This is a genomic window from Corynebacterium sp. HMSC064E08, assembly GCF_001811805.1.
GTDB classification, from domain to species: Bacteria; Actinomycetota; Actinomycetes; order Mycobacteriales; family Mycobacteriaceae; genus Corynebacterium; species Corynebacterium jeikeium_D.
Window position 1 is genome coordinate 1 of sequence record NZ_KV806691.1, and the last position, 18,302, is coordinate 18,302.

Here is an 18,302-nt window from a genome sequence, read left to right on the forward strand (position 1 = left end):
CTGGCCACGCTGACCTCCAGATACATTACACACATGCCCCTATTTAAGCGAATCCGCTGGTAGAACCTGGAAAACGAATCACTTTAGTTAACTCTGTACGCCAGATTTGAGCCTTCCTACGGCTCGGGCGCTACTTTTCAGCAACTCAGCAATCGACCAATTACTTAGTCAGAGCCGCCTTGTCACCTGCGAGTCGTCGCCAAGCAGTGGCAGACGCGACCCCCATCAGCGCACCCGCACCCAGAAACACGCTGCCTGCACCCATCGCGGTAGCACCCAAACCAGCAACCGGCGGCAGGATGACCTGCGCCAAGCGGTTACCCATCAGTCGGATGGATAGCGCCTGAGCGCGCACCTCGGCATCCACCAGGGAGCTCACCCACGTCATTGACATGGGCATGACAAAACCCCACGCCAAGCCACAGATACCAACCGCGACAACCATCAGCCACGCACTCTGTAGCCACGGCATTGCCAAAAGCGGCAGGACACCGGCACAAACTGCAATGATAAGGACTCGATTGCGATTAGCTCGGTTCAAAACAGTCGGCATGAGGGCTCGGGAAATAATCGCGAGGCCACTACGCGCACCAAGGATTGCCGTCACCTCGGCAACACTAAAGCCCAGTTCGCGTCCCAGCACCGGCACATATGCCGTCAACAGGTCAATGGCTACGATGACCGCAATTGATACAGCCATGGCGCTGGACATGCCGTCGATACGCAGGATGCTTAGGACCGATGCGCCGCTGGCTTCGGCCTGCGCCGGCCGCCTCTTGTCCATCCGGCTGCGGTCGCTAACAGTCGACGCCGGGGATTGCTCAGTTGAGCTAGCAGCTTGCACTTCGGCGGCTGCATTCGCTTCGTGCCGTCGATAAGCAGTTGCGACCGGCCAGCCGATGACCAGGGCGACCGCGCCGATTCCCGTCATCGCCCAGAGCGCAGAAGTGGTGGCGGTCATGGCGCTGCCGTCGTGGTTGGGAGTGAGCAGACCTGCACCGACAATGCCGAGGAACTGCCCGACGGAAATTCCGAGCGTGAAATAAGCAAAGAGGCTATCGAGCCCGGCGACGCCGCCACGCAGGTGCGAAACCATGCCTTGAGCGGCGATGAGCGTGGTCATGTGGGCAAAACCCAGGGCCACGTAGCCGAGCAGAAGAATAGGTAGGTTCGGCGAGAGCGCCATTACTGCTGCCGCGATGACGGTGGCGACGAGACCGGAGTACATGACTTCGGTGGCGCGATGACTGTCGACAAGCTTGCCGGCGGGAAGCGCAATAATAAGAGGTACAAGTGAAAATGCAGCAGTGAACCAGCCGACGGTGGCGGCGGAACCGCCAAAATCGAGGACTCGCCAAGAAAGCAGCACGCGACCGCCGTTGAAAACCGCTTGTCCCAACACAGTAATGAGAACCAATAGGCCGAACCAGCGTCTCATACCTGTTTGTAACTCCCCTTCTCCTGTGTGGTCGTACTCTTCGCGGGGCGATTTCTTTGCACGTCAATACCTAAATTGATCGGTGCCTTCTCGTCGACTCGCACTCCTGCCAACCCGCGAAGAGCGGTCAAAGTGATGCGGCTTATTAAGAATAGTCCCTGAAGTTAAACATGTTTAGCGCATAGAATGAATTATTCGGGCATCCTTGTCGATGTAACCGGTTTGCTTATTTAGTTAATAAAGAATCAGGAATTAGGAGCCATGCTTGAACGCACATTGGTGTTCGTCGATACGTCATATTTATTGGCGAGCTTTTACAACTCGTGGGAAACCGGAGCCCGCGGGCAATTAGAAATCGACCTTAGAGAAGTAGTTAGTGTCCTTGACCGAATGATTAACCAGCAGCTGAACCAGCCAGTTCAGCGGCAACTTTGGTACGACGGCATCCCGGAGTCGGGGCCGCATCGTTACCAGCGCTCACTGCGCACGATCGATGGTGTGCAGCTGCGCGCGGGTCAGCTCATTGAATGGGGTGACCGACGGACTCAGAAGGCCGTCGATACGCGACTCGTCGCAGACATGGTCGTCGCCGGCCTGCGCAACCAAGTTTCCGATATCGTGCTGGTCTCGGGCGATGCGGACATGCTGCCCGGCGTCGCTGAGGCTTCGGCTGCCGGTGTGCGTGTGCATCTCTACGGCTTCGGCTGGGACTCCATGTCCGGTGCACTTCGCCATGCCTGCGATTCGACGACAATCCTCGATCCCCGCGAGGACTTCGCCGACGCCATGCAGCTCAACGTCCTTGAAGGCCCAATCCCACCGGTCGTCCGCACGAATAAGCCGCTGGGCGATGCCGAACCAATCGAGGATCTCGGCGCCACCTGCGTGCCGGATACGCGCATCACTCCTCCGGGCGAGGGCTCGCTTGACGACGGCACGGAGAACACTCCCTCCGCTACCGACGGTGACGCTGCTTCGCCGGAGGCCGGCACTCCGGAGGTTCCGCAGGACCAGCGCGTTGTGCCATCCCCCACGGCTGACAGCGACTCCGACTGTCGCAGCGAAGACAATGCCGCAGCCACGCCGACGGCCAAGGCCGACTCGCCGAAGTTCAACGAGGTCGAGCACGCGGCCAAGATGGGTGCCCGGGAAATCCCGGCGCAGGCTGAGCACCGCGCTGAGGTAGAGCGCACCGGCGGTTCAGAAGCTACACGGGTGGATTCCGCTGCTTCGGGCGTTTCGGCTGCCTCGCCAACACAGCAAACGCAGCCAGCGCAGCCTTCTCCAGCGACCATGCCCGGCGCGACAGTCAACACTGGCAGTGGGGCTGGTAACGACACTGCGAACAACAGCGGAGCCGAGAATGCAGGCGCGTCTGCCTCCGATTCCGCATCGTCGACTGCAGTTGGCAGTGGGGGGTCGGCGACGGAGCCGTCGACAAGCGAAGACGGTGCCAACACGAGTACGCCGAAACCAAGCCCGCGGCCGAATCCTTCGATGATGGCGCCAAGGAGGAAGCTGCGTAGTCGATACGTGCCCCTGCCGAACGAGGTGTGGGCATCCGCGGGTTTTCAGACGCCGTTCGATGTGGGACAGCAGTACGCGAACTGGTGGTACGAGAATATTGCGAACGAGCAGGCGCGCGATAGTGCCCACTTGCTCTCTGGTGGTGGGCTGCCACCGGACATTGATCGTCCGCTGCTGCAGTTTGCGTGCGAAACCCTGCACGAATACACGCTGACGGAGACGCAGCGCGTCAATCTGCGCGATGGTTTCCACGCCGGTATCCGCGGAGTGCTGCTCGCGCGGAAGAACGGCGAATTGGAGTAATAGCGCGCCTCACGGATTCGGCAGTTTCGGTGGCTTCAGCACTGCTGGCGCGGCTGACGCTGCTGGTGCGGCTGACGCGAGAAAGTGTCGGGGTTTATGTCAGTTTAGGGTGGTTTTTCCCGCTCAAACTGACATAAACCCCGACACTTTCTTGTTGGCGATCGGTGGCAACTGGTGAACGCTACTTCGCTTCGTCTGCGTCCGTTGTGGTGTCCTCAACGGCCTCAACGGACTCGGCGGACTCGGCGGACTCGGCGGCCTCCAGCTCGCCGGCGTTATCCTTCACGGCAGAACCGGATTCGAGAGCAGCGTTTTCATTACTCATCTGGGCACGAATTTCGGCCAGACGCATGTCAGCAGCGGCATCGCGAGTCGAAGTCTCGATCTCAGCCATGCGACCTGCCTGTGAGGATTCCGCGAGCTCCTGAGCGCCCAACGCATTGGCGTAGCGGCCTTCAATCTTCTCACGGACCGAATCCAAAGTCGGCACATTCGGATCCTCGGAAATACCCTGCATGCTCTGGAGAGTCTTCGACGCGGTCTCTTGCATCTTGGCCTGATCGGCCTGCGACTCCAGCTTGCGGATATCCTGCTTAATCTGCTCGTAGCGAGCCTGCGACTGCTGCGCCTGACGCTGTGCCTCCTCAGCAGCAGATACGGCCTGCTGGTGGAGCTGCGTAGTATTTTCCAGCTCCTTTTCAACATTCACCAGCTGGGTGGCAAACACCTCAGCAGTGCTTTCCATCTTCTGTGCAGTGGCCTCATCGCCCTTGGCACGAGCTTGATCCGCATTGGCGAGTGCCTGCCGGGTGTTCTCGGTAATCTTGTCACGCTCAGAGGTCAACCGCCCCAGCTGCATTTCCAGCTGATTGCTGTTGCCGATGATAGCCGCAGCCTGACGCTGAATCTCCTGATGGCGCTGACGCTCGGCCTCAGCTGCCTGTGCAATCTGAACCTTAGGATCCGCATTGTCCTCGATCTTCTTATCGAACGAAGACATCATGTACTTCCAGCCCTTGGCAAATGGATTAGCCATGCAAATCCAACCTTCCTCAACATATGCGGAATAACTAATCGGAACCGAGAAGATTCCATCTCTTAAAAAATTGTACGTGAGCTAGCTCGCTCTCTCTCGGCAAACGGAAAGAGCTGGTTACCGACAAGCAAGACTCCCCCAGAGTTGTAAACTCTCTAAACATGGTTCATTGCCCTCAACGCGCGTACCGCGGACTGGCCGCGAGTCTCGCCGCGGTAATTACTCTGTCAGCAACTGCGCCGCTGGCTAACGCGACAGTCACCGCAACTGCTGAATCCACCGATACCGGTGCATTTTCGCAGGTAGTCGTAGCAGCTCCATCCTCAACAGAGCCGACTAAGCCCTCCGACGCAAAAACGAAGAAGACCACCGAAAAGCCAGCTGAAAAGGCTCCTGAGAAGAGCACAGGGCGAACCGCAGAGAAGTCGGCGGAACAGTCGGCTGAGAAGTCGACCGAGAAAACCTCTTCACCGACATCGGAAACGTCCTCGACGGAGCCGTCGGAAAGCACTGTGAAAAGTGAGCCGAAGGAGTTTCCCCCACTTGTGCCAGGGGCGAAGACCCAGTGGGGCCTTGGCGTGCAAACTCGTCTCGACGAAGTGACCGAGAAGTTCGATGCTAAGGGCGGCATGCTCGGCATGGGCATTCTGGATCGCCAGACCGGTGAGTTCATCTGCAACTCACACTGTGATGATGTTTTTCGCCTTGCCAGCCTGATGAAGGTATTCGTCGCCGATGTTGTGGCCTATTCCAACTACACGCAGCCGAAGAAGGGCGAGATCGTCGCTGGCCAGGGTGATATGCCGGTTGAGGGCAATCCCGACGCCATGCTGCGCGACGACATGATTCGATACTCCAACAACGAAGCAACTGACGAGCTGTGGGATTCCTACGGCGGTGTACGCATCGTTGACAATGTCCGACAGCGCTACGGCCTCTCGGATAAGACTGTCGGCTCACCTATGTGGGGAGCCACCACCAGTACGCCAGCCGACATGGTTGCCTACTTTGACCGGATGCTGAGCGAAGAAGGCGGGCTGAGCGACACGGAGACCAAATACATGCGTCAGCTGATGTACTCACTGCCGCGCTACTCCTACGGCGATGCAGACCAGAACTTCGGTCTGCGTGCAGCGCTACCGAAGGAAACGATTGCCAACAAGTCCGGTTGGTACGAAGAGCAGCACACCACTGCCGGATTCCTTGGCGACGATGACCGTTACGCTATCGCGGTTCTGGGCAAAAACCTGACCGCCAACGAACTCACCGAAGCTGTCAAGCACGTGTTCCCAGACGGGCAGGTTCTGCCAACAGGTGAGAAGGAGACAAAGCACGCCCGCACCAGCGCACCACTGTCGATTGAGGAGGACTCAAACAAAGTCGCTCCAGCCCTGTGGACGCTAGTAGCAGCACTCGCTGGCTTTGGTATTGGCTGGCTCATTCGTGGCCAGCGCGCGGACTAGATACAAAAAGCCCCCCCGCGCGCTTGAGGGCTAGTTCAGGCGCGGGGGCTTACGCGGAAGTGCTCCAAGTCGGAAAACGCACAGTATGCGGGCTGAACCGCAGAGTTTACTCGGTAGCGCTATCCTGTGCGGCCTGCTCGGCAATTTGCGCACGGACATCATCCATGTTCAGCTCCGAAGCCTGGCCAACCAGATCGCTCAGGGCGGCCTCCGGCAGCACACCAGAGTGCTGGAAGAGCAGGATTCCCTCGCGGAAAACAAACAGCGTCGGAATCGACTGAATGCCCAGGGCTGCCGAAACCTCCTGGTTGGCATCGGTGTCCAGCTTTGCGAACACTACCTCTGAGTGCTTCTCGGAAGCCTTCTCATAAATCGGGGCGAACTGGCGGCACGGACCGCACCAGGATGCCCAGGCATCAACGAGCACAATGTCGTTGTTCTGAATAGTCTCAGCGAAAGTCTCGTTCGTAATATCAACAGTTGCCATGGGTCTAACTCCTCTTACTCTTTAACGTCGTGTTCTAACTTCACGTTCTTTACGTAGGTTTTTACCCGTTAGTCTCCCACAACGCACGCGGGGGTCGATTCATTCCCGCCGGGTTCGCGGGAACGTCGTAAAGCGGCGCGTGCTAGTGGTTGATGCGGACAGTGTTGGCCTGTTTACCCAGACCATCGATGGTGATGACCATTTCCTGACCATCCTGAAGGTAGGTCTGCGGGCTCATGCCGTGGCCAACACCCGCCGCCGTTCCCGTGGAGATGACATCGCCCGGGTTCAGCTGCACGAACTGTGAGATGTAGGCGATCAACTTCGCCGGGGAGAAAACAAGGTCCGCAATCGGTGCATCCTGGCGCAGCTCTCCGTCGACGTATGTGCGCACCCGCGCGGAGTCCGCATCGAAAGCATCAGCCGTGAGCATCCACGGCCCGAAAGCACTGGCGCGCTGCAACGTCTTCCCCTGTAGCCACTGCGCGGTGGCATACTGGAAATCGCGCTGGGTGAAATCATTCATAATCGCGTACCCAGCGATAGCGTCCTGTGCCTGCTCCTCCGACACCCGCAGGCAGGTCTCGCCGACGATAACCGCGAGCTCGCCTTCGTAATCGAGCTTCTCCGCGCAGGCCTCCGGCACTCGGATGTCATCCTTCGCGCCAGCGACGGCATCGGCAAACTTCGCGAATAACGTCGGCACCTCGGGGCGCTGGTGTCCCATCTCATCGATGTGCGCGGCATAGTTCAGGCCGACGCAGACGATCTTGCCCGGCCGCGTGATCAGCGGTGCGAACGCCCACGCGCTCTCCGCCATGACGTTGTCAGGGTTGTTCCCCGCCTCCGCCAAGAGTTCTTCCGCTTCACGACGCCACGTTGGCCGCGCTAACACATCTCCGAGACAGTGGTCATCAAAAAGGACCGCTACGCCGTCGCCGAGAACAGCGGCGCGGGTTGCACCCTGGTATCGCAACGTTGCTAGACGCATGGCTTTCTCATTTCTTCATGGCTATTCTCTGTGTCACTTCTGCCGCCTGATCGGCTCTCGGTTCCACGCTACCGCCTTGTTGAGCTGAATTAGGAAGCAGGTTCGCTCTTCGGCTGACGCGGAGCCTCGCCTTCAGGCAGGGAAGAAGGATTCTGGCTGCGCTGAAGGGCACGCTGCCCCGGCGTAGTCATGCGCACTACCCACGCAGGACGGACAAAGAGCCACCCGGCACCGATGGCAAGCAGCAACCTGTGCAGACCAAGGCACAGCATCGCCGCAATGATAGTCACCAGCGGCGTCATGATGACCAAGTGTGGGTCCTTTGGCAGGATGAGGTCACAAATAATCATGACCACAACCAACATTGGAATGTGCATAAGGAAGATAGGCAGCGTTCGGCCGCCAACCTTTTCAAAAGGCACAACTAGGCGAGTGTTCTGCAGCATCGCCATGACATTGATTGCAGCCAGTGCGCCAGTGGTGGACAGGTACACGCGGGTGAAGCCGACGTTGCCTTCGTTAAAGCTCGAGTAGGTCGCCTGCACCCAGATCGCCACCGACAGAAACGCCGTCAGCGTCACTAGTAGTGCGAGACCACTGCGACGCTGTGCCATCCGGAAGATCCAGGGCGCGCCGTACATGCCCAGCACGTAGAAGAACAGCATTTTGCTGACAAAGTCCCACGACCAGCTGGACGAGGCAAAAGGCGCCCATGCACTAATGAGGCCTGTAACGATGAGCTGAATCACCGGATGTACCCAGCGGAATGCTCGTGTGAGAATTGCGAACAGCGCCAGCGCCCACAGGAACCATAGGTAGGAAGTTGGTTCGATGATCGCGTGAAGCGTGTTGTAAATTCGCGGCCCCCACGCGCTATGGTCTGTAATCGGCGCCGGAGACACTATGCCATCGGCATCCACGTGCGTATACGGCATGAGGAAAAGCACGAAGTCACGCAGTGGAACCCAAATCACGTAGAGATAGACCATCACCCAGATTCGGCGATTGGCTAACTTATGCCACGACTCCTTGAGTGCCTTGCCGGCAAAGAGACCAGATAGCAGGAAAAACAGCGGCATACGGATTGGTCCGAGGAAGAAGTTAATCCCCGCCCACTGCGCCGTGTAGTAACCGTGCGCTTGCAGCTCTGTGATGGCATGGCCAAGCACAACTAAAAGAATGCACAGCCCCTTAGCCGCATCTACCCAACCGACGCGCTGTTTCGGCGCACTCTTCTGCCTTTTCGCTTTGGCCTCCGCTGCCACGGGAGCGGCAGTTGGTGACATAGTGCTTCCCCGCTTCCCGACGACTCCGCGTAACCCTCAAAACCTTCAAAACCATCAACGCACGAAAACTCGCCCCATTGACTGTCACTCACCTTACCTAGCCCCCCGGATTGCACTAATTCTGGGTGGCTAGGCCAGGCACCTAGAGAGAACCGCTGGGCTCCTCCGCTAGGTTGGCGAACCTGGAGTAGTGCAGCTGGTGGGCCACAGCAATGCTTCCGGTCGGTCCACCACGGTGCTTTGCGACGATAATATCCGCCTCACCAGCACGTTCATGGTCAGCCTCCTGCGAGTCCGGCCGGTAAATTAGCATGACGATATCGGCATCCTGCTCCAGCGAACCCGACTCACGCAGGTCCGAGACCTGTGGCTTCTTATCTGTGCGAGCTTCCGGACCACGGTTCAGCTGCGAAATTGCAATCAGCGGTACCTCGAGTTCCTTCGCCAACAACTTGAGCTGACGGGAGAACTCCGAGACCTCTTGCTGCCTGGACTCGACTTTTTTACCCGAGCTCATCAGCTGCAGGTAGTCGACCACAATCATCTTCAGATCGTGCTTCTGCTTCAGCTGACGTGCCTTCGCGCGAATTTCCATCATGGTCAGGTTCGGCGAGTCATCAATAAACAGCGGAGCATCCCGAATCTTGTCGCCGACCTCGACCAGCTTTGTCCAGTCCCGCTCATCCAGGTCACCGGAGCGCAAAGATGCCATGTTGATTTTCGCCTCTGCGGACATGATGCGCATCATGATTTCGTTGCGCGACATTTCCAACGAGAAAATTGCGCTGGTCATGCCGTTGCGAATCGATGCCGAACGCATGAAGTCCATCGCCAGCGTGGACTTACCCACACCCGGACGAGCCGCAATAATCACCATCTGACCTGGGTGAAGGCCGTTCGTCAGCTTGTCCAGGTTGGTAATCCCCGTCGGCACACCCTGCGCCAGACCGCCGTTTTGGGTAATAAGATCCAGTTCCTCCAGCGTGTCATCCAGGACATCGGCGATGGGAACGTAGTCATTCTTCGTGTTCTCACGTCCAACGCTGAAGATGAGCTGCTGCGCCTCATCCACCAGCTGCTCCGGCTCCGTGTCCTCCGCGCCCGCATAGCCGATCTGGGCGATCTTCGTGCCGGCCTCGACCAGGCGACGGATTGTCGCCTTCTCCGCAACAATGCGGGCATAGAACTGCGCATTCGCCGCCGTTGGAACCAGGGAGGCCAAGGTGTGCAGGTACAGCGGACCACCGATACGCTCCAGGTCTCCAGTTCGATCCAGACGACCTGCCAGCAAAATAGGGTCAATTTCCGAGGACTCACCGTAGAGGTGCAAAATCGCCGAGTAAATCGTCTGGTGCGCTGGCCGGTAGAAATCCTCCGGCGTCAGCTGCTCGTACACATCCGCAACGACCTCTGAGTTCAGCAGCATCGCGCCGAGCACACTCTGCTCCGCCTCGATATTGTGCGGCGGCGTGCGCTCAAAAGTCGCGCCCGCGACCGCACTCGCACGAGCGCCACGACCACGGTCTCGCTCCCAGTCCCGCGCCCCAGATCCGCTTGCCGACGATCCGTTGCCCGAGCTCTGAGAGAAGGAATACTCCTCCGGTGGCGCATCCTCTACCGGCGGTTCCGGGGGCAGCGGAACGTCATCGAAGGAATCATCGTGGGAATTTACCGAGTAGGAGGACGCCTCGTCCCCTGCTCCGGAATGACCACCATCACCTACAGGCTGACTCATCGTGAGCAGCTCCTCCCCTTCTGGACCACTTAGGTGCCTTTTCAACCCTGTTGCTGACTGACCGTCACACTCAATATGTCTGTTCCGACCGCCAGCACTGGACACCTGACTACCTACCGCAGTTATACCTGTTCGAGCGGATTGACGGACCTGTAAAAGTACCCTTGAAGGCCCCGGAAAACAATCTTCTACGGTGTTTATCCCCGAAGTTATCCACAGCACCTGTGGACAAGCCTGGGGAGAACATGTGCACAATCAAGAAAAGTCCAGGTGAACGGTCCGTAACCCTAAACCGCCGCTTGAATGTTAACGGGGGTAGCGGAGTTTCAACCCGGAAATATTCTATCTACGCAGGTCAGTGCGTATTTGCCTTAATTCTGCACAAATGTAATCCTCTGTTACCTCGTTAGCATCGATGCTGCTCATGCGGAGATTATTAACGATAAATTAATAAAAATCTCGCGCTCTCCAGAAAAGTTATCCACGGCAGCCAGGCAAGTTACCCACAGGTTTATCCACAGCAATCATCGTTAGCCTGTGGACAAGTCGTAGACGCTCTTTCCAACACCTGCGTAAAAGGCTTTAAACCAGCCTTAAACCACGAAAAGCCCCGACCTTTCACTACGAAAGATCAGAGCTTCACGTGTGCTGTTGTCATTGGGCCTCAGAGCCCGCGCAGTCTTTAAACGCGGTGCTCGTCAGCCGCCGTCAAAGTAAAAACTCTAAACCGCGAACTTACGCGGCGACGACCTGTACGGAAACATGCGCGGTAATCTGCGGGTGCAGCGCGATGTCAACGGTGTGCTTACCAAGGGACTTGATCTGGCTCGGAGCAAGCACGACTGCGCGCTTGTCGATAGCCTGACCGGAAGCCTTACGAACTGCATCGGCGATGTCACCCTTGGTGACAGAACCGAACAGCTTGCCATTTTCCGAAGCCTTCACAGCAACGGAGACGTTGTCGAGCGAATCAATCTTCTGCTTGACTTCACGTGCATGGTCGAGGTCGCGGATAGCGCGAGCCTCCTGGGCACGACGAATGCCCTCGATCTGCTTTTCTGCGCCGCGGGTGGCAACAATTGCCAGTCCGCGAGGAAGCAGGTAGTTACGTCCGTAGCCGGCCTTGACCTCAACGATGTCGCCTGCGACACCGAGCTTGTCAACGTCGGCGGTGAGGATCAGCTTCATGATCCCTGCCTTTCGCTGGATATGTCTTTAAAAGATTATGAGAATTGTGGATGCTAAATCTGCTGCAAACTAGTCACGTAGTGCCGTGGCTGGAAGGAGCTTAGAACGGAGGCTCATCGCCGCCGAAGCTGCCACCGGCCGGAGGAGCTGAGTTCCACGGATCTTCCGCAGGAGCTCCGCCACCAAAACCGCGATCGCTCTGTCCACCCTGGTTGCCCTGGTTTCCACCAAAGCCACCGCCGAAACCACCACCGGCATTTCCACCCTGGCCGCGGTTACCGCCGCCAAAGTTTCCACCGCCGTTGCGTGGAGTGCGCGTAACCTGAGCTCGAGCGAACTTCAGGGACGGACCCACCTCATCGACCTCAACCTCAAAGACGGTACGACGCTCGCCCTCGCGGGTCTCGTAGCTGCGCTGGCGCAGACGACCCTGGACGATGACGCGCATGCCCTTGGAGAGACTTTCGACAGCGTTCTCCGCTGCCTCACGCCACAGGCTGCAGGTGAGGAACATGCCCTCGCCGTCAACCCACTGGCCATCTCGGTACACCCGCGGAGTCGACGCGACGCGGAAATTCGCCACGGCGGTGCCGTTCTGGGTGTACTTAAGCTCCGGGTCAGCAACCAAGTTGCCAACCACCGTGATTTGTACGTCTCCCTGAGCCATGCTTCTTCTCCTCGGTTGTATTCTGTCGAGCTGATGATGGGGCTTTCGCCCGCTATCCTACGGCTTTCGCTTTACCGGTGTGCCCCATTCGAGCACTCTGGCTACGCAAATATGACGCAGATTAACGATCAACCCGCAGCACCTTGGTGCGCAGGATGCTGTCGTTCAGATTCAGACGACGGTCGAGTTCCAGCACGGTTGCGGACTCGCAGGTGAGGTCGACGACAACGTAGATGCCGTCTTCCTTCTTCTCGATCGGGTAGGCGAGGTGGCGCTTACCCCAGATGTCCACCTTCTCCACCTTGCCGTTCTCCTTGCGGACAACGTCGAGGTACTTCTCCAGGGACGGGCCTACGGTGCGCTCATCCTGAGACGGATCGATAATAATCATTACTTCGTAGTGACGCACGGACCTCATCACCTCCTATGGTCTAGTTCTTGTATTTCGGCTACACAGCGTGGTGCGCTGGCACTGTCTTTCATGCCAACCGCTATGCAGCAGGAGGATCGTTGCGTCAAGCAACCCTGCCAGGGTACCGCAGGCAGAGGTATATGTCCTAATCGCAGGCGCCATCGGCAAGCAGTACTGGCAAGCGGTGTCAGGGCGCCGAATAGAAAGAGACGCACACAGAGCTACTGCGTGCGCCTCTTTGAATTGTGAAGTTGTCGCGTGCTTGGTGGGCAGTTAACGCTCTAGCAACTGACTACCTGGCCTGCGTCCTACATTGATGTCGAGGAAGCATGTGCCAACGCAATAATCACCGGAATGACTGTCGCGAATAGGAAAGCTGCCAGGCACAGAGCCCAAATGATTGCCGGTTTCCACTTCTGCATGAAGCCCCAAAAGGCCGTGCCGAACATCAGGAAGCCAATCGCGACGCAGACGATGGTGAAAATCACCCACGTGTCCACTTACTGTCCACCTCCAGGGTTACCGGGGTCTCCGCCGCCTTCATTGCCACCGCCGAAACCACCGCCTCCCGGAATCGGGATGGGCAGTAGGTCAGCGATTCCGCCGCCACCGCCTCCGCCATCGCCACCCGGAACCGGAAGCGGTGCAGGCTGCTCCTCGGAGGACTCAGAGGTCGACTCCTCGGCCGACTCCTCTTCTGTGGTCTCCGGGGCATAGCCCTGGTCATAGCCAGAGTCAGAGGTCGACGGCGCCTGGTACTGCGGCGCACCTGCGACACCACCGATTGGCTCCGGCTTGGTGAAGTACTCAAAGTCCTCGTTAGACAGTGCGTTATCCATGGTGTACTTCCACAGATCGCCCGGGGTTTGCGAGCCGTACATGATGCCACCATAGGAGTTGTAGAGCGCCGAACCATCGACGTTGCCAACCCACACTGCAGTCGACAGCTGCGGTGTCGAACCGATCATCCACGCATCCTTGTTCTGGCCGGTGTCACCCAACTGCGTAGTACCGGTCTTGGCGGCCGACGGGCGACCACCACTCAAGGGCTTGTTGCTGTAACCGGCAATAGGCTCCATGGCCGATATCATATTGGTGGCCACTGCCTTGGAAACTCGACGGTCGCCCTTGTCAGCGTTGGACTCGTAAACAATCTCGCCCTTGGAGTTTTCGACCTTCTCTACGAAGTGAGTCTGCTGATAGACGCCATCGTTAGTCAGGGTAGCCAGACCAACGGCCATATCCAGCGGACGTGAGAGGTACTGACCCAGGGCGATACCGTCCTGCGAGTGACCGTTGTCGTCCATCAGAGTCTTTTCAATACCCGGGATGGACTCAGCCACGCCCAGACGATGAGCCATTTTGGCGGTGTCATCCGGACCATTCTTCAGGTCGCGCTGCAGGCGAATAAACGGGGTGTTCAGCGACTGCTTCAGGGACTCATAAAGCGGAAGCACGCCACCGCCGGCACCGCCGTCGTTGTGCAGAGTGACGTTACCGGACTGCACAGGTGCCGAAGAGTACTGCGCGGTCAGTGGAATGCCCTGATCGAGCGCTGCTGCCAGCGCAAAAATCTTGAAAGTAGAGCCGGTCTGCAGACCGCTGTTCGCGTAGTCCCAACCAGTCGGATCGTCGCCACCGTAGTAAGCGCGGACAGCACCTGTCTTCGGCTCCACCGAAACGATGGCGGCACGCAAACCCGTTGACTGATCGACGTAGTTTTCCATCGCATCCAGGGCAGCCTGCTGCACCGTCGGGTCAATGGTCGTCGTAATGCGTAGACCGCCAGTGTTGACCTCCTGCTCGGAGATACCTTCGCGCTCCAACTCAGCCAGAACCTGATTCTTAATCATGGCAGCCGGGCCGGGCTCCGGAGCCTGCTTCGGCGCCAACGCCGGATCGATGGTCTCCGGGTACTGCATTCCCGCGCGGTCCTGCGGCGAGACGATGTTCATCTCCACCAGGCCATCGAGGACGTAGTTCCAACGCTGCTCAGCCTCCGGGCGGTTAGTCCACGGATCCAGTGCGGATGGACGCTGAATCGAGGCTGCCAGCACGGCACCCTCTTCGGCATTCAGCTCACCGACTTCCTTACCGAAGTAGGCCTTCGACGCTGCCGCGATACCGTATGCGTTACGACCAAAGTAAATCGTGTTGAGGTAGGCCTCAAGGATTTCGTCCTTAGTCCACTCCCGCGCCATCTTCGCCGACATGACCAGTTCCTTGGCCTTACGGGTCAGCGTGCGCTCATTGCCCACCACAGCATTCTTGACGTACTGCTGCGTAATGGTCGAGCCGCCACCGGCACTGGAATTACCAGTCACGACTCCCAGAGCCGCACGGGCATAACCAGTCAAGGAAAAACCCGGGTTGGTATAGAAATCACGATCCTCAGCTGCCAGCACTGCATTGCGTACAGCATCCGGCACCTTGTCGATAGTGATGTTGCTTCGGTTACCGCCCTCGGGGACGATGCGCGTGATTTCCTTTTCACCAGAACGGTCATAAATCACCGCAATCTGGCTATTGGCCAACTCCTCTGGCTCCGGCACGTCCGTTGTCGCATAAGCAACACCGAACACAACTACCGGCAACAGCACGACCAGCGCCACGGCTAGACCGAGCCACGCTAAAATTCGCCGCTTATTATCAGTCGGCTGTTCTTCTTGCGCCATCGAGCTTTCCTCTTCATGGTCATCTGGTTCATGGTCATCTGGGGCGTACTGCCCCTTCTCCGGGTCCGGCTCGCTTGCCGACGTCATCTCTGAATCGGTAGCCAGACCCTCGTCACTGCCACCGACCGAAACAGCATCAATGCTGTCGCTGGAATCGTCGTCAAGCGATGCGTCATCGGAGCGTGCGTGCGTATTGAAGGAATCAGCATCCGGCTGATCCCACCACTCGCCTGATGAATTAGAACCCTGGCCCTCGTGAGGGCTGTTAGGACCGCCTGGGCTATCGGGTCGATCATTGCTCACGGGTGCTCTCCCTAGTTTTCTGACTCTTCTCGAGCTGCCTGAAGTGTCCGGGTCAGGAAACTCCACTTGCAGTCGGGGCACACCTCAACTTCTTTGACGGTGCACGAACCATATTCATTAACTATTGCGGATAATTCGTTTTCAGTACAAGCAGAGCCGGAACGACGGCCCAAGTTTTCTCCGAACACCCAGAATACGAGTCGGAGGTCGAATTTGCGACATACTGGGCACTCTTCCTGGGGCTTTCTGCCGTGAAAACGCGCGGCAGCGACCAGCCGAGCATCGGCATCACAGAGTGATTTCCGTGAAATCTCCCCTGCACGCCACTGCTCCAATAACTGCTTCTTGAGCAAGGAGTGATCGATCTCGCCCTGCCATGTCATCACGAAGACAGATTAGCAGGCGCGTGCGGGCTGATTTCACCCCCGCTTTATCGGTAAACACATGCCCCCTCACGGTTCGGGCATCGGCAAAAAACGCATAAAGGTATAACGTCACGCTCGTTACCTCAATGCGTGCACCCACTCACGGCCGCACCGCTGGCGTAAGGCCCTGGCGCGGGGTCCTGATGCTAGGTCCTGATGCGAGTTCCCGGTGTGAGTTCCCGGCGCGAGGTCAAAGCCTCCGAGCACATAGTTTCAAGGAGAATTACCAAATGAGTTCAATTCGCGTCGCTATCGTCGGCGTCGGCAACTGCGCCTCCTCCCTGGTGCAGGGTGTCGAGTTCTACCGCGGTGCAAAGCCCGATGAGACCATTCCTGGCCTCATGCACGTCGTCTTCGGCGACTACCACGTCTCCGATGTCGAGTTCGTCGCAGCTTTCGATGTTGACGACAAGAAGGTCGGCAAGGACCTCTCCGAGGCCATTGTTTCCTCCGAGAACTGCACCATCAAGATTGCCGATGTCCCGACTCTCGGCGTTGAGGTTCAGCGCGGCCCGACCCTGGATGGCGTTGGCAAGTACTACGCGGACACCATCGACGAATCCCCGGCTGAACCGGTCGACGTTGTTCAGGCGCTGAAGGATGCCAAGGTCGATGTCCTGGTCTCCTACCTGCCGGTCGGTTCCGAGCAGGCCGACAAGTTCTACGCACAGTGCGCCATTGACGCTGGTGTAGCCTTCGTCAATGCCCTGCCGGTCTTCATCGCTTCCGACCCTGAGTGGGCCAAGAAGTTCGAAGACGCAGGGGTTCCGATTGTCGGCGACGACATCAAGAGCCAGGTCGGCGCAACCATCACCCACCGCGTCATGGCCAAGCTATTTGAGGACCGCGGTGTTCGCCTCGAGCGCACCCTGCAGCTCAACGTCGGCGGCAACATGGACTTCAAGAACATGCTCGAGCGCGACCGCCTCGAGTCCAAGAAGATCTCCAAGACCCAGGCTGTCACCTCCAATCTCACCGGTCCGCTGGCCGGCAAGATCGATGACCGCAACGTCCACATCGGCCCGTCCGACTGGGTGGACTGGCTGGATGACCGCAAGTGGGCCTACGTCCGACTCGAGGGCAAGGCCTTCGGCGAGGTGCCGCTGAACCTTGAGTACAAGCTCGAGGTCTGGGACTCCCCGAACTCCGCTGGCATCATCATCGATGCTGTTCGCGCTGCCAAGATCGCCAAGGATCGCGGTATCGGCGGCCCGGTTTACGCCGCTTCTTCCTACCTGATGAAGTCCCCGCCGAAGCAGCTTGCCGACGATGTTGCGCGAGCACAGCTCGAAGCATTCATCAAGGGCGAAGACTAAAAGGTACAAGCACTCAAAAGTACAAGCGAGCAGCTCCGAGAGCATGTTCCTTGAAAAGCGTCAGCCGGTTACCCATGCGGTAGCCGCTGGCGCTTTTGTGCTTCTCTAGCCTCCCCGCGCCCTCCCACGCTCTTCTCTTCCTCCTCGCCCTACTCGCTGCTGCGCCCATCTCGTCCCCGCCATGGATGCGTGCGCTGCAGTCGTCGTAAAGCAGACAGCAATACACCCGCGAGGATGAATCTGCGAGACATATCACAAGCCAAAAGCATTCGCGAAAGTAGCCGTATGGCTACCTCCAACCCAACGTTCTAAGTACAGAAGAAGTGACACTTTAGGGGGTTTCTGCCAGCACCGAAAAACCTTATACGCAGATAGGTTTAATGTTTTGTACTGGGGTTTTAGATGTTTGGTGGAAAATTCCTGGTGATTTCATCGCCGAAATCACCAGTTGTAGAAAAATAAATAGCACCCCAAATAAATTTCGTATTGGCAACTAGCACTGTTCGCATATAACATCGTCGCTATGACATTATCTTCGGGCTCGATTGGCAATCCTGATGCCGTTACTCCTCTGTCGCTCGCTAAGCGCATTCGCCCTCTCCTGACTCGCGCTGAGCTGCTCTACAGCCGCCGCTCCTCGGAGTCCCAGCTCAGCCGCGCGCAGCTGTCCATCATGATGACCCTGGAGGCACTGGGCGCCTGCCGTATCAGCCAGTTGGCTGAGGCCGAGGCCATCCGCATGCCCACCGCCTCCAACGCCGTGCACCACTTGGAGGTCGCCGGCATGGTGGAGCGCGTCCGCGACAGCAAAGACCGTCGTGGCGTCCGCGTTGAACTGACCGACCGTGGCCGTGAAGAGCTGCACCGTGTTTCTGAAGAGCGCAATCAGCAGATGGCTGAGATGTTCAGCACGCTGACCCAGGAAGAGCTGGAGTTTGGCGCTGGTCTTGAGACGATTCTGTCCAAGATCCTCGAAAACTACCCGGAGCACCCAAAGACAAACCCAAGCGTCTAGTCTCTTTTCCAGCTAGCCCTGCCCTCTTTAAGCCC

At 58.1% G+C, this 18,302-nt stretch carries 16 protein-coding genes; 4 read left to right on the top strand and 12 right to left on the bottom strand.

Translation table 11 applies throughout. The annotated features are described in order from the left end of the window. Window positions 1–160 precede the first annotated feature (160 nt). A complete protein-coding gene (locus tag HMPREF2820_RS00050; protein ID WP_048732259.1) occupies window positions 161–1,438 on the bottom strand; it encodes an MFS transporter in 1,278 nt (425 codons plus the stop codon). Window positions 1,439–1,699: 261 nt separating this feature from the next. On the opposite strand from HMPREF2820_RS00050, the gene HMPREF2820_RS00055 reads away from it, so the two are divergent. Further along, complete coding sequence (locus HMPREF2820_RS00055) at window positions 1,700–3,268, top strand: NYN domain-containing protein (RefSeq protein ID WP_070602141.1); 1,569 nt, start codon at window positions 1,700–1,702, stop codon at window positions 3,266–3,268. Window positions 3,269–3,449: 181 nt separating this feature from the next. Here the strand turns inward: HMPREF2820_RS00055 and HMPREF2820_RS00060 are convergent, their stop codons facing one another. Continuing rightward, the gene (locus tag HMPREF2820_RS00060) at window positions 3,450–4,304 is read right to left on the bottom strand and encodes a PspA/IM30 family protein (protein WP_070602143.1); all 855 of its coding nucleotides are present in this window, start codon (window positions 4,302–4,304) and stop codon (window positions 3,450–3,452) included. A 161-nt stretch (window positions 4,305–4,465) separates the two neighbouring features. Here HMPREF2820_RS00060 and HMPREF2820_RS00065 point away from each other — a divergent pair, with 161 nt between their 5' ends. Further along, window positions 4,466–5,767, top strand: coding sequence for a serine hydrolase (locus HMPREF2820_RS00065; protein ID WP_070602146.1), 1,302 nt, complete (start codon window positions 4,466–4,468; stop codon window positions 5,765–5,767). 106 nt (window positions 5,768–5,873) lie between these two features. Here the strand turns inward: HMPREF2820_RS00065 and trxA are convergent, their stop codons facing one another. The 10 genes from trxA to HMPREF2820_RS10770 all read right to left on the bottom strand — a co-directional run bounded on the left by trxA (window position 5,874) and on the right by HMPREF2820_RS10770 (window position 15,894). Next, on the bottom strand, window positions 5,874–6,254 hold the full coding sequence (gene trxA / locus HMPREF2820_RS00070) for a thioredoxin (RefSeq protein ID WP_016421700.1): 381 nt from the start codon (window positions 6,252–6,254) through the stop codon (window positions 5,874–5,876). 142 nt (window positions 6,255–6,396) lie between these two features. Then, on the bottom strand, window positions 6,397–7,245 hold the full coding sequence (locus HMPREF2820_RS00075; protein ID WP_070602147.1) for a fumarylacetoacetate hydrolase family protein: 849 nt from the start codon (window positions 7,243–7,245) through the stop codon (window positions 6,397–6,399). Between the two features lie 89 nt (window positions 7,246–7,334). Next, window positions 7,335–8,531, bottom strand: coding sequence for an acyltransferase family protein (locus HMPREF2820_RS00080; protein WP_070602148.1), 1,197 nt, complete (start codon window positions 8,529–8,531; stop codon window positions 7,335–7,337). A gap of 142 nt (window positions 8,532–8,673) precedes the next feature. Further along, window positions 8,674–10,266, bottom strand: a complete 1,593-nt coding sequence (gene dnaB / locus HMPREF2820_RS00085) for a replicative DNA helicase (protein ID WP_049170075.1) — start codon at window positions 10,264–10,266, stop codon at window positions 8,674–8,676. 735 nt (window positions 10,267–11,001) lie between these two features. Next, window positions 11,002–11,454 (bottom strand): 50S ribosomal protein L9, encoded by a 453-nt coding sequence (gene rplI, locus HMPREF2820_RS00090; RefSeq protein WP_005511982.1) that lies wholly within the window; start codon window positions 11,452–11,454, stop codon window positions 11,002–11,004. A gap of 100 nt (window positions 11,455–11,554) precedes the next feature. Further along, complete coding sequence (locus HMPREF2820_RS00095) at window positions 11,555–12,121, bottom strand: single-stranded DNA-binding protein (RefSeq protein ID WP_070602149.1); 567 nt, start codon at window positions 12,119–12,121, stop codon at window positions 11,555–11,557. Window positions 12,122–12,242: 121 nt separating this feature from the next. Further along, window positions 12,243–12,530: a 30S ribosomal protein S6 gene (gene rpsF, locus HMPREF2820_RS00100; protein ID WP_005511978.1), complete on the bottom strand. Its 288-nt coding sequence runs from the start codon at window positions 12,528–12,530 to the stop codon at window positions 12,243–12,245. 311 nt (window positions 12,531–12,841) lie between these two features. Further along, window positions 12,842–13,033, bottom strand: coding sequence for a hypothetical protein (locus HMPREF2820_RS00105; RefSeq protein ID WP_016421704.1), 192 nt, complete (start codon window positions 13,031–13,033; stop codon window positions 12,842–12,844). Continuing rightward, a complete protein-coding gene (locus HMPREF2820_RS00110; protein ID WP_016421705.1) occupies window positions 13,034–15,511 on the bottom strand; it encodes a transglycosylase domain-containing protein in 2,478 nt (825 codons plus the stop codon). It lies immediately after the preceding gene. Between the two features lie 11 nt (window positions 15,512–15,522). Next, window positions 15,523–15,894 (bottom strand): DUF5318 family protein, encoded by a 372-nt coding sequence (locus HMPREF2820_RS10770; RefSeq protein WP_224433683.1) that lies wholly within the window; start codon window positions 15,892–15,894, stop codon window positions 15,523–15,525. Between the two features lie 272 nt (window positions 15,895–16,166). On the opposite strand from HMPREF2820_RS10770, the gene HMPREF2820_RS00115 reads away from it, so the two are divergent. Further along, the gene (locus HMPREF2820_RS00115; protein WP_070602151.1) at window positions 16,167–17,252 is read left to right on the top strand and encodes an inositol-3-phosphate synthase; all 1,086 of its coding nucleotides are present in this window, start codon (window positions 16,167–16,169) and stop codon (window positions 17,250–17,252) included. Window positions 17,253–17,775: 523 nt separating this feature from the next. Continuing rightward, a complete protein-coding gene (locus tag HMPREF2820_RS00120; RefSeq protein ID WP_016421708.1) occupies window positions 17,776–18,267 on the top strand; it encodes a MarR family winged helix-turn-helix transcriptional regulator in 492 nt (163 codons plus the stop codon). Window positions 18,268–18,302: the final 35 nt, after the last annotated feature.